The sequence below is a fragment of the Pseudomonas sp. LAIL14HWK12:I10 genome (assembly GCF_900184205.1).
In the GTDB taxonomy this organism is placed as follows: Bacteria; Pseudomonadota; Gammaproteobacteria; order Pseudomonadales; family Pseudomonadaceae; genus Aquipseudomonas; species Aquipseudomonas kermanshahensis.
Map to the genome: position 1 here is coordinate 42,826 of NZ_FXWU01000020.1, position 11,233 is coordinate 54,058.

General features: G+C 62.4%; 10 protein-coding genes. 5 read left to right on the forward strand and 5 right to left on the reverse strand.

From position 1 onward, the window contains the following. Positions 1 to 79 precede the first annotated feature (79 nt). Entirely contained in the window at positions 80 to 787 is a 708-nt protein-coding gene (locus QOS90_RS26595) for an autoinducer binding domain-containing protein (protein ID WP_085273932.1), read from the reverse strand. A 212-nt stretch (positions 788 to 999) separates the two neighbouring features. On the opposite strand from QOS90_RS26595, the gene QOS90_RS26600 reads away from it, so the two are divergent. Beyond that, the gene (locus QOS90_RS26600; RefSeq protein WP_085273933.1) at positions 1,000 to 1,776 is read left to right on the forward strand and encodes a ferredoxin--NADP reductase; all 777 of its coding nucleotides are present in this window, start codon (positions 1,000 to 1,002) and stop codon (positions 1,774 to 1,776) included. Positions 1,777 to 1,808: 32 nt separating this feature from the next. On the opposite strand, the gene mscL is transcribed toward QOS90_RS26600, so the two are convergent. After that, on the reverse strand, positions 1,809 to 2,228 hold the full coding sequence (gene mscL, locus QOS90_RS26605) for a large-conductance mechanosensitive channel protein MscL (protein ID WP_027595230.1): 420 nt from the start codon (positions 2,226 to 2,228) through the stop codon (positions 1,809 to 1,811). Between the two features lie 176 nt (positions 2,229 to 2,404). Between mscL and radA the strand changes: the two genes are divergently transcribed. Then, a complete protein-coding gene (gene radA, locus QOS90_RS26610) occupies positions 2,405 to 3,775 on the forward strand; it encodes a DNA repair protein RadA (protein ID WP_027595231.1) in 1,371 nt (456 codons plus the stop codon). Between the two features lie 173 nt (positions 3,776 to 3,948). Here radA and QOS90_RS26615 read toward each other — a convergent pair whose 3' ends face one another. Both QOS90_RS26615 and QOS90_RS26620 read right to left on the reverse strand, forming a co-directional pair. Then, a complete protein-coding gene (locus QOS90_RS26615) occupies positions 3,949 to 5,466 on the reverse strand; it encodes a nucleobase:cation symporter-2 family protein (RefSeq protein ID WP_033694267.1) in 1,518 nt (505 codons plus the stop codon). Positions 5,467 to 5,731: 265 nt separating this feature from the next. Continuing rightward, positions 5,732 to 6,094, reverse strand: coding sequence for a PilZ domain-containing protein (locus QOS90_RS26620; RefSeq protein WP_027595233.1), 363 nt, complete (start codon positions 6,092 to 6,094; stop codon positions 5,732 to 5,734). Between the two features lie 165 nt (positions 6,095 to 6,259). Between QOS90_RS26620 and QOS90_RS26625 the strand changes: the two genes are divergently transcribed. The 3 genes from QOS90_RS26625 (at position 6,260) to yjiA (ending at position 9,597) form a co-directional block, all read left to right on the forward strand. Next, the gene (locus QOS90_RS26625) at positions 6,260 to 8,326 is read left to right on the forward strand and encodes a carbon starvation CstA family protein (protein WP_012274172.1); all 2,067 of its coding nucleotides are present in this window, start codon (positions 6,260 to 6,262) and stop codon (positions 8,324 to 8,326) included. Positions 8,327 to 8,343: 17 nt separating this feature from the next. Beyond that, positions 8,344 to 8,541 (forward strand): YbdD/YjiX family protein, encoded by a 198-nt coding sequence (locus QOS90_RS26630; RefSeq protein WP_027595234.1) that lies wholly within the window; start codon positions 8,344 to 8,346, stop codon positions 8,539 to 8,541. A gap of 78 nt (positions 8,542 to 8,619) precedes the next feature. Then, the gene (yjiA, locus tag QOS90_RS26635) at positions 8,620 to 9,597 is read left to right on the forward strand and encodes a GTPase (protein WP_027595235.1); all 978 of its coding nucleotides are present in this window, start codon (positions 8,620 to 8,622) and stop codon (positions 9,595 to 9,597) included. On the opposite strand, the gene QOS90_RS26640 is transcribed toward yjiA, so the two are convergent. After that, positions 9,557 to 11,044, reverse strand: a complete 1,488-nt coding sequence (locus QOS90_RS26640) for a methylenetetrahydrofolate reductase C-terminal domain-containing protein (protein ID WP_085273934.1) — start codon at positions 11,042 to 11,044, stop codon at positions 9,557 to 9,559. The genes yjiA and QOS90_RS26640 overlap by 41 nt on opposite strands. Positions 11,045 to 11,233: the final 189 nt, after the last annotated feature.

The following is an 11,233-nucleotide window of genomic DNA, read 5'->3' on the forward strand; positions in this document are numbered from 1 at the left end:
CGAATCTGCCCGTTGCGGATCGCCACGGGCTTTGCCGCGCAATTCTACAGGGCTTTGCCGATGGTCGCAGAAATGGCTGTCAGATCCACCCACGCAGGGCGGCAATGGCGATGGCGCCGGCCTTGTTGGCGGCGTTGGTCTTGGTGATCACGCTGCGGATGTGGAAATTCACCGTGCTTTGCGACAGTGACAGGATGCAGGCGACGTCGGCGGCAGTCTTGCCGGCGGCCGACCATTTCAGCACTTCCAGTTCCCGCTCGCTCATTTTCGGCTGGGGTGGGCAGAGGGCGTCCAGGTGGTGCTCGCACAGCACGGCGTGCAGGGTGTGGCACAGCCACTGCACGCTGCCGCCTTTTTCATAGAGTTCGTTGATAGCTATTCTGCCCGCCGGCCTGGCGACGCTCACCTGGCTCTCGTTGTGTTGCAAGTCGTGCAGCGACTGCGTCCAGCCATGACGCAGGCCATGTTCGCAGGCTACTTCGCGAAAGTGCGGGGCTTCACGGTACAGCTCGTCGGTCCAGAGTACGGGCATGGTTTGGCAATGGCTTACGCGTGCGGCAGGGTCCTGCATGTAGAACTCATCGCGCTGATAGCGCTCGATCCACTCGGTGGGGTAGTTGCTGTAGAGGTACACCCGGGGCGTCTGGGTGGCAATCTGGATGCGGATGTTCAGCCCGAGGTGTTGCATCCCCAGGTCCTGAACCAGGTGCACAGCGATGTCGAACAGCTTCCGTGGGGATCGCTCGCTGACAAAATAATGAAGATGCTCAGGCTTCCAGTGATGCATCCATAACACTCCGAAGGGGCAACAGGATCCAATCCGTTTGCATACCCGCATCATTGTAGGAAAAGACCTAGTGTGGCGTTGGGATTTTTTGTTATAGCAATCAGGTTTATCTGCAACATGGCAGCATCGGTGTGGTGAGGCCTTACAAACCGGTGGTTTTTATCCAGGCCGCTTTGCGCGACACTGTGCGCACGTCAACCTTGGAGCCCGATATGACCGCCAGCGCCGAAAAGTTCACCCGCCAGACACTGCTCGATGTTCAGCCATTGACGCCGAACCTCTTCAGCCTGCGGGTCACGCGCGATTCGGGTTTTCGCTTCCGTGCGGGCCAGTTCGCTCGCCTTGGCGTGACCAAGGCCGATGGCAGTGTAGTCTGGCGCGCCTACTCCATGGTCAGCGCGCCCCATGACGAGTTCCTCGACTTCTTCTCGATCGTGGTGCCCGGGGGGGAGTTCACCAGCGAACTGAGCCGGTTGGGCGCAGGTGACAGCTTGCTGATCGACCGGCAGGCCTTTGGTTTTCTGACCCTCGATCGCTTCATCGGCGGCCGCGACCTGTGGCTGCTGGCCACCGGCACCGGCATCGCACCGTTCATGTCCATCCTGCAGGACTTCGAGGCCTGGGAGCGTTTCGACAGCATCAAGCTGGTGTACTCGGTACGCGAGGCGAAGGAGCTGGCCTACGTGGACGACATCGCCGGGTTGGAGCAACGTGATTACCTGGCCGAGTTTGCCGGCAAGTTGCAGTTCATTCCGGTGGTCACGCGTGAGCAGCACCCCGGTGCGTTGAATGCGCGTATTACCACGCTGATCGAGAATGGCGAGCTGGAGAAGGCGGCGGGGCTGGAACTGTCGCCTGAGCATTCGCGCATCATGCTCTGCGGTAACCCGGAGATGATCGATGAAACCCGAAAGGTGCTCAAGGCGCGTGACCTGCAGTTGAGCCTGAGCAAGCGGCCGGGGCAGGTGGCGGTGGAAAACTACTGGTAACGTACGGGGCCGCAATGCGGCCCCAGTACGTTTCAGGGCAAGCGATTCTGGTTCTGCGTCTTGAGCAGGTCACGAATCTCGGTCAGCAGCGTTTCTTCAGCGCTTGGCACGGGCGGTGCGCTCGGTGCCACGGCTTCTTCGCGCTTCAGGCGGTTGATCGCCTTCACACCCATGAAGATGGCAAACGCAACGATCACGAAGTCGATCACGGTCTGGATGAACTTGCCGTAGGCCAGCACCACCGCCGGAATGTCACCTTCTGCAGCTTTCAAGGTAATCGCCAGGTCACTGAAGTCCACGCCACCAATCAACAGCCCCAGTGGCGGCATGACCACGTCACCCACGAAGGACGAGACGATCTTGCCGAAGGCCGCGCCGATGATGATACCGACCGCCATGTCGACGACATTGCCTTTGACCGCGAAGGCCTTGAACTCACTGATCATACCCATGTTCGATTCCTTTGTAACAAATGGTGAGGTAAACGCAGTGTAAGCCACTTAAACGCTTCATGCGTTATGTACAGCCCTAATGACTGTGGTTAGAACGAATAGTTTTGTCGCATCTCGAAGCGTTCGAGACACGTCTCGCTCGGCTATCATGGCGGTTTTTCCAGGAGATTCCGCCCATGGCCAAGGCCAAGCGCTTGTATGGCTGCACCGAGTGCGGCGCGACCTTTCCCAAATGGGCCGGCCAGTGCGGTGAATGCGGGGCCTGGAACACCCTGGTCGAAACCATGATCGAAAGCGGCGGCGCGGCCGCGCCCAGCAGCGGCCGTGCCGGCTGGACCGGGCAGCAGGCGCAGATCAAGACACTGGCCGAAGTCAGTGTGGAAGAAATCCCGCGGTTTACCACCAGCAGCACCGAACTGGACCGCGTACTGGGCGGCGGCTTGGTCGACGGCTCGGTGGTGCTGATCGGGGGTGACCCAGGCATCGGCAAGTCGACCATCCTGCTGCAGACGTTGTGCAACATCGCGGTGCAGATGCCCGCGCTGTACGTCACCGGCGAAGAGTCGCAACAGCAGGTGGCCATGCGCTCGCGCCGCCTGGGCCTGCCCCAGGACCAGCTCAAGGTGATGACCGAAACCTGCATCGAGACCATCATCGCCACGGCCCGGGTGGAAAAACCCCGGGTCATGGTCATCGACTCGATCCAGACCATTTTCACCGAACAACTGCAATCGGCGCCCGGCGGCGTGGCCCAGGTGCGCGAGAGCACGGCATTGCTGGTGCGCTACGCCAAGCAGAGCGGCACGGCGATTTTCCTGGTTGGCCACGTCACCAAGGAAGGCTCGCTGGCCGGGCCTCGCGTGCTCGAGCACATGGTCGATACGGTGCTGTATTTCGAAGGTGAGTCCGATGGCCGCCTGCGGCTTCTGCGGGCGGTGAAGAACCGTTTTGGCGCGGTCAACGAACTGGGCGTGTTCGGCATGACCGACCGCGGCCTCAAGGAGGTCTCGAACCCGTCGGCGATCTTCCTCAACCGCACCCAGGAAGAAGTGCCGGGCAGTGTGGTGATGGCTACCTGGGAGGGCACGCGGCCGATGTTGGTCGAGGTGCAGGCGCTGGTCGATGACAGCCACCTGGCCAACCCGCGCCGGGTGACCCTGGGCCTGGATCAGAACCGGTTGGCCATGTTGCTGGCGGTGCTGCACCGCCATGGCGGCATTCCCACCCACGACCAGGACGTGTTCCTTAACGTGGTGGGCGGGGTGAAGGTACTCGAAACCGCGTCTGACCTGGCGTTGCTGGCTGCGGTGATGTCCAGCTTGCGCAACCGGCCGTTGGCCCATGGGCTGCTGGTGTTTGGCGAAATTGGCCTGTCGGGTGAGGTGCGGCCGGTGCCCAGCGGCCAGGAGCGGTTGAAAGAGGCGGCCAAGCACGGCTTCAAGCGGGCCATCGTGCCCAAGGGCAATGCGCCGAAGGAGCCGCCTGCGGGGTTGCAGGTGATTGCCGTGACCCGGCTGGAGCAGGCCTTGGACGCCCTGTTCGAGTAATCCTGCACCGGCCTCTTCGCGGGTAAACCCGCTCCCACAGGTACTCCACTGCGCTTGAGATTAGTGGAGTACCTGTGGGAGCGGGTTTACCCGCGAAGAGGCCGGCACAGGCAAACAAAAAAAGGGAGCCGACGATGCGCATCGGCTCCCCCGCGTAACCGCTCAATCAGCGGTCAATGCTCGGCAACCGCACTGCGCCTGGGCGCCTCGTTGCCATGCTCGTCCAGTTCCATCATCGGCACTTCATTACCCTCGGCATCGAACAGCTTGCCCTCCTTGAAGTAGTCGCCATCGCGCAGTGCGGAGATGTCCGAATACTGGATGGTGCGCTCGTAGGCCGCAGCGAACACCGACTGCTGGTCCGAATTACCGGCTGTGAAGTGGTTGAAGATCAGGTTCAGCAGGATGGCCATGATCGCCGCCGAGCTGATGCCGGAGTGGAAGATGGTCTCGAACCAGTTCGGGAAGTGGTGGTAGAAGGTCGGTGCGGCAATCGGGATCATGCCGAAGCCCAGCGACGCGGCGACGATGATCAGGTTGACGTTGTTCTTGTAGCTGACCTTGGACAGGGTCCGGATGCCGCTGGCCGCCACGGTGCCGAACAGCACGATGCCCGCGCCACCCAGTACCGGGGTGGGTACCGCGGCAATCACCCGGCCCATGATCGGCAGCAGGCCGAGCACCACCAGAATCACGCCACCGGTGGCCACCACATAACGGCTCTTGACCCCGGTCACGGCCACCAGGCCGACGTTCTGGGCGAAGGCACTTTGGGTGAACGAGCCGAAGATCGGCGCCAGGATGCTCGACGCCATGTCGGCACGCAGGCCATTGCCCAGGCGCTTGGAGTCGACCTTGGTTTCAATGATGTCGCCCACTGCGAGGATGTCGGCCGAGGTTTCCACCAGGGTCACCATGATCACGATGCACATCGACAGGATCGCGGCGATGTGGAATTCCGGCATGCCGAAGTGGAACGGCGTGGGGAAGGCGAACATCGGGCCTTGGGTGACCTTGCTGAAATCGGTCATGCCCAGCGCCCAGGCGATCAAGGTGCCTACCACCATGGCCAGCAGAATCGACAGACGGGAGATGGTCGCGCTGCCCAGCTTGCTCAGCAGCAAGACGATGGCGAAGGTCAGCGCCGCCAGGCCGATGTTGGCCATGCTGCCGAACTCCGGCGAGGCGCTGTTGCCGCCCATCACCCAGCGTGCGGCCACTGGCATCAGGGTCAGGCCGATGGTGGTGATGACGATGCCGGTCACCAGCGGCGGGAAGAACTTGGTGATGCGCGAAAACACGGGGGTAATCAGGAAGCCGATGAACGAGGCCGCCATGACCGCGCCCAGCACACCTGGCAGGCCACCGCCGCCCTCGCTGCTGAGGATCGCGCCCATGGTTGCCACGCCAGCGAACGACACGCCCTGCACCAGCGGCAGCTGACAGCCGAAGAACGGCAGGCCCAGCGTCTGCAGCAAGGTGGCCAGGCCACCGGCAAACAACGAGGCGGCGATCAGCATGCCGATCTCGGCACCGTTCAGGCCTGCGGCCTGCCCCAGAATCAGGGGTACCGCGACAATCCCTCCATACATGGTCAACACATGCTGCAGACCATAGGCCAAGTTGGCCCCAAGGCCGAGGTTTTCATCCTCGGGGCGCTTGGCGGGAGACGTGCTAGGGGACGTAGTCATGGAGCAGGCTCTCTGCGTTTATTGTTGTGCCGCTACTGTAGACACTTCCTACAAATGATTGCCACAACAATTGTATACAATATTTTGATCGGAGCGCGAACATGCAGGCTCGCAAGGTGTGCTAGAGCCCAATGCAGAACGCGTACCAAGCCGACAGAGGCTGTACTAGAGGGGTGTGTACAAAGCACTGCTACCCAGGCTTAAAGCTGTCTGGGTAGACAGGAAACACGGGGTGGGGAGGATGTTAGCTAGCTAAAAGATCCCATTATTCGATGAGTTCACGCAGCTCACGCATCATTTCGGTGCTGTCGGCCACGTTCAATTCCACAAGACGGTGCAAATGGGTCATTGAATCGATGTCGATGTAGAGGCAAACAAAGCCCAGGCGGGTGGGTTCTTCGTGGCGCAGTTCCACTTGCATCTCTACCCGGGTGGAAGGGTCGAGGTGGATAATTGCCTCGAAGTCCTGCGTCAAGTCCGCTTCCCAGTTCGCCGGCCGTTCCACCAGCAGGCCTTTGAGTGAAACGTCCAGCAACTTCGTCGGCCAGCGCTGCAGGCCTTGGCGCAATTCGGTCGTTGCATCGAACTCGATGCGTTGAAAACGGCGGCGTTCGTCGTGATCGCTCATGGGCGGACTCTCCGGGTGACAACCTGACTATAGTGAGTATGGTAGGTACATCAGGTACCGCAATCTGGCCGCAGAGGCTCTAGACCAAAGCAAGTGTGGCAATGCGCGATGACTCGCCCTAGACTCGATAGGCGGTCTTTCCAATCCACCAGCTGGAAGCAAACCATGAACAACAATAATAGCCTGCTACGCCATATTCCGTGGCTGGCGCTGGCAGTCATAGGGGCCTGCGCGCTGGGTGTGGTTGCCCTGCGTCGCGGTGAGGCGATCAACGCCTTGTGGATCGTGGTCGCGGCAGTGGCCATCTACTTGGTCGCCTATCGCTACTACAGCCTGTTCATCGCCACCAAGGTGATGCAACTCGACCCTCGCCGCGCCACGCCGGCGGTGCTCAACAACGATGGCCTGGACTACGTCCCGACCAACAAACACATCCTGTTCGGCCACCACTTCGCCGCCATCGCGGGCGCCGGCCCGCTGGTCGGCCCGGTACTCGCCGCGCAGATGGGCTACCTGCCCGGCACACTCTGGCTGATCGCCGGTGTGGTGCTGGCTGGTGCGGTGCAGGACTTCATGGTCCTGTTCATGTCGACCCGCCGCAATGGCCGCTCGCTGGGCGACATGGTGCGTGAGGAAATGGGCCGCATCCCGGGCACCATCGCCTTGTTCGGCTGCTTCCTGATCATGATCATCATCCTCGCCGTGCTGGCGCTGATCGTGGTCAAGGCCCTGGCCGAGAGCCCATGGGGCATGTTCACGGTGATGGCGACCATCCCGATCGCGATGTTCATGGGCATCTACATGCGCTACATCCGTCCGGGCCGCATTGGCGAGATCTCGGTGGTCGGCGTGGTGCTGCTGCTGGCGTCGATCTGGCTCGGCGGCGTGATCGCTGCAGACCCGGTCTGGGGCCCGGCGTTCACCTTCACCGGCGTGCAGATCACCTGGATGCTGGTGGGTTATGGCTTCGTCGCTGCCGTACTGCCGGTTTGGCTGGTACTGGCACCGCGTGACTACCTGTCGACCTTCCTCAAGATCGGCACCATCGTGGGCCTGGCCATCGGTATCCTGATCATCGCGCCTGAGCTGAAAATGCCGGCCCTGACCCAGTTCACCGACGGTACCGGCCCGGTCTGGAAGGGCACCCTGTTCCCGTTCCTGTTCATCACCATTGCGTGTGGTGCGGTATCGGGCTTCCATGCGCTGATCTCTTCGGGCACCACGCCCAAGCTGCTGGACAACGAAACCAACGCCCGTTACATCGGCTACGGCGGCATGCTGATGGAATCGTTCGTCGCCATCATGGCCATGGTCGCCGCTTCGGTGATCGAACCGGGCGTTTACTTCGCCATGAACAGCCCGGCCGCCGTGGTCGGTGCCGACGTGGCGTCGGTGGCGCAGACGGTCAGCAGTTGGGGCTTCCTGATCACCCCTGAGCAGCTCGAAGCGGTCGCCCGCGACATCGGCGAGCACACCATCCTGGCCCGTGCCGGTGGTGCGCCAACCTTGGCGGTGGGTATCGCACAGATCCTTCACCAGGTGCTGCCGGGTGAAAACACCATGGCCTTCTGGTACCACTTCGCGATCCTGTTCGAAGCGTTGTTCATCCTGACCGCCGTGGACGCCGGTACCCGTGCCGGCCGCTTCATGCTGCAAGACCTGCTGGGCAGCTTCGTACCGGCCCTGAAACGCACCGAATCGTGGGGCGCCAACCTGCTCGCCACCGCCGGTTGCGTGGCTCTCTGGGGCTACTTGCTGTACCAAGGCGTGATCGACCCGCTGGGTGGCATCAACACCTTGTGGCCGCTGTTCGGCATCTCCAACCAGATGCTGGCCGGTATCGCCTTGATGCTGGGTACCGTGGTGCTGATCAAGATGAAGCGCCAGCGCTACATCTGGGTGACCCTGCTGCCGGCTGTGTGGCTACTGATTTGCACCACCGCTGCGGGCCTGATCAAGCTGTTCGACCCGAACCCGGCCGTGGGCTTCCTGGCCCTGGCCAAGAAGTACAGCACCGCCCTGGACGCTGGCCAAGTACTGGCCCCGGCCAAGGACATCGGCCAGATGCAGCACGTGATCTTCAACGCCTACACCAACGCGGGCCTGACGATTCTGTTCCTGCTGGTGGTCTTCAGCATCCTGTTCTTCGCCATCAAGGTCGGCTACGCCGCCCTCGGCCGCAAGGAACGCACCGACAAGGAAACCCCGTTCCAGGCGCTGCCTGACGCGTAAACGAGAGGACTGCAGCTATGTTCAACGACCTGGGTCGACTGGGTAAGTACCTGGGGCAGGCAGCCCGCCTGATGGTCGGCATGCCCGACTACGACAACTATGTCGAACACATGCAGAACAAGCACCCGGACAAACCGGTGATGAGCTACGAGGCGTTCTTCCGCGAACGCCAGGAAGCGCGCTACGGTGGCAAGTCCGGGCCCAAGTGCTGTTGAGCCTGCAACACCTGTGAACCTGTGGGAGCCCGGGCAACCGGGCTCCCACAGTCATTTTCAGCTTCAGGAGTACATCGCGTGCAAACGCCTATCCCCGTCACTGTACTGACCGGCTTTCTGGGTGCCGGCAAGACCACCTTGCTCAAGCACATGCTCAAGGCCGAGCACGGCCTGAAGATCGCCGTGATCGAAAACGAGTTCAGCGAGGCCGGCATCGACAGCCAATTGCTGGGTGACGAGCCGGTGCAAGTCATGACCCTGGCCAACGGCTGCGTGTGTTGCAGCATTCATGGCGACCTGACCCGTGCCTTGTACCTGCTGCTGGAACGCCTGGACGCTGGCGAGATCGCCTTCGACCGCCTGGTGATAGAGTGCACCGGCCTTGCCGACCCGGCACCGGTGGCGCAGACCTTTTTCATCGACGAGGACCTGCGTGACCGCTACATCCTCGACGGCATCATCACCTTGGTCGATGCCGCCCATGCCGAGCTGCACCTGACCCAGGCCATCGCCCAGGCCCAGGTGGGTTTTGCCGACCGGCTGTTGCTGAGCAAGACTGACTTGGTCGAGCCTGCAGCGGTGGAGGCCCTGCGTGAGCGGCTGTCGCGCATCAACGGCCGTGCCGCTGTGCGTGTGGTCGAGCACGGGCGCATCGATTTGGCCGAGCTGCTCGATGTGCGCGGTTTCAACCTCAATACCGACTTGGGCGCCAGCCTTAAACCCACCCTGCGCCCGGTGCTCAAACCGGCCACCCCGGACCGCATCTCCACCCTGGTGCTGCGCACCGACACCCCGCTGGACATCGACCGGCTCAGCGACTTCATGAACGAACTGCTGGAAACCCATGGCAAGCAGTTGCTGCGTTACAAGGGCGTGCTGAACATTGCCGGCGAAGACCGTCGCCTGGTGTTTCAGGGCGTGCTGAAACTGTACGGCTTCGACTGGGATGCCGAGTGGGCAGCAGGCGAGGCACGCGAAAGCGTGATGGTGTTCATTGCCGACGAACTGCCCGAGGCTACGATTCGGGCTGGGTTCGAGGCTTTGAGCAAGCCTTGAGCCGCTGAGGTGCCTGAGCCGCGAACCAGGCCGGCCATGAACTGCGGTGGCGGGTTTGCACCTCGATGCACGGGATCAGGCGCTCAGTCAGCACGGCTGTCTGCCGCACGGCCTTGGCGGTGCGGTATTTGACGCTGTGGATGCACTCGCGGTCGCCGAATTCGCAGCGGTTCAGCGAGGTGCCGCCGCAGGGGCCGTTGGCCAAACCTTTGGGGCAGGTTTCCGGGCAGATGTAGAGGGTGTCTTCGAGGCGGCAGCGGCCGCAGGTGTCGCAGCCCAGCAACGGGCGTTTCACCGCACGTTCCACCCCGTGCAGCACGCGGGCGCCCGAGGCCGAGGCCCACAGCGGTTGGCGAACGGCCCAGCCGAATGCCTTGCTCAGCAAGTTGTTGCGGCTGAACAGCAGGGCATGGAAGGCGTGCAGCAGGTGGTAGCGCGCTTTTTCTGTGCTCGACGCGCTGACTTTCGACTCGCCCTGGCGCCAGCTCGCTGCTGGGGGGTGGAAGGCCACGGCGGGCAGGCCGGGTACCTGCCAGCTGGCAGCCCAGGCGGGCGCCCATTGCTCCAGCGAATGGAGCTGCGCTTGCCAATATTCGAGGCGTTTTTCCAGAGCCAGCAACTGCTTGAGTTCGTGAATGCCCGACAGGTGCACACCGGCGTAGCCCATCAACTTCACACCGATGACCTGCAGGGCCAGGCGGTCGACGCTGCGCGCCTGTGCGTACGCCTTGGACACGGCGGCCTCGGCTTCGAGCATGTCGCGCATGGACGGGCTGACCGTCACCCCGGCCACGTGATCGAGCATGGCGGCGCGCCCGTGGGTAATGCTCATGAGGCACGCCAGCAAAGGTTTAGGGTTGGGCTGACGGTTCATCCACGCCTGGGCTTCCTGATGCTTGCTGGCATCGAAGCCCAGTTGCAGGGTCAGGAAATCGGCCCCTGCGGCGAGTTTTTTCTCGGCTTTGAAGTACTGCGCCCCACCTTCATCCTCGCAGTACTTGAACGGGTTGAGCGCGGCACCCAGCAGCCAGTGCGGGCAGGCTTGGCGCGCGATCTGCAGGGCGGCCACCGATTCCAGGTAGCGCACCGGGCGCTGCCCAGGTTGATGGCCGGGCAGGCGGTCGCCGGTGAGCAGCAGTAACTGGTCCAGCCCATCGGCATCCATGCGTTGCAGTTGCGCAAGCAAGTGGTGGCGTTCGCGGTCCTTGCCAGAGAAGTGCGGCAAAGCCGGCACGGGCGAGCTGAAGCTGGCCAGGGCGTCGAGTGGCGACATGTCCAGCGGGCTGCCAACGCGATCACCAATGGCTACCGTCATCGGCCAGCCACACAGGTGCCCTCGGGCCATGATCGCTTGCATGGCGGCGAAGCGTTCCGACGACGGCTTGGGGACGAACTCCATGACGCAGACGAAGGTTTTTTCGTGCAGCGCCGTTTTCAGCAGGCTCATGGATCGGGCACCGAATTGGGGCAGGGTGGCATTGTGCGGCAAATGGTCGAGAGGGTCATGTCCGCATGCGTAGCGCGCTGCTCTGAACAAGACATCCCCGTACTCTGCACCGGTATTTTCGCGCGCTTCTGTGTAGGAGCAGCCTTGCGCTGCGAAGAGGCCCGTATGCCGGGTAGAGATGTATTAGCC

What these genes read in the sequence shown, in the direction of transcription:
- QOS90_RS26595 (WP_085273932.1), bottom strand. Translation starts at nt 787, where the DNA reads ATGCATCACTGGAAGCCTGAGCATCTTCATTATTTTGTCAGCGAGCGA.
- QOS90_RS26600 (WP_085273933.1), top strand. Translation starts at nt 1,000, where the DNA reads ATGACCGCCAGCGCCGAAAAGTTCACCCGCCAGACACTGCTCGATGTT.
- mscL (WP_027595230.1), bottom strand. Translation starts at nt 2,228, where the DNA reads ATGGGTATGATCAGTGAGTTCAAGGCCTTCGCGGTCAAAGGCAATGTC.
- radA (WP_027595231.1), top strand. Translation starts at nt 2,405, where the DNA reads ATGGCCAAGGCCAAGCGCTTGTATGGCTGCACCGAGTGCGGCGCGACC.
- QOS90_RS26615 (WP_033694267.1), bottom strand. Translation starts at nt 5,466, where the DNA reads ATGACTACGTCCCCTAGCACGTCTCCCGCCAAGCGCCCCGAGGATGAA.
- QOS90_RS26620 (WP_027595233.1), bottom strand. Translation starts at nt 6,094, where the DNA reads ATGAGCGATCACGACGAACGCCGCCGTTTTCAACGCATCGAGTTCGAT.
- QOS90_RS26625 (WP_012274172.1), top strand. Translation starts at nt 6,260, where the DNA reads ATGAACAACAATAATAGCCTGCTACGCCATATTCCGTGGCTGGCGCTG.
- QOS90_RS26630 (WP_027595234.1), top strand. Translation starts at nt 8,344, where the DNA reads ATGTTCAACGACCTGGGTCGACTGGGTAAGTACCTGGGGCAGGCAGCC.
- QOS90_RS26640 (WP_085273934.1), bottom strand. Translation starts at nt 11,044, where the DNA reads ATGAGCCTGCTGAAAACGGCGCTGCACGAAAAAACCTTCGTCTGCGTC.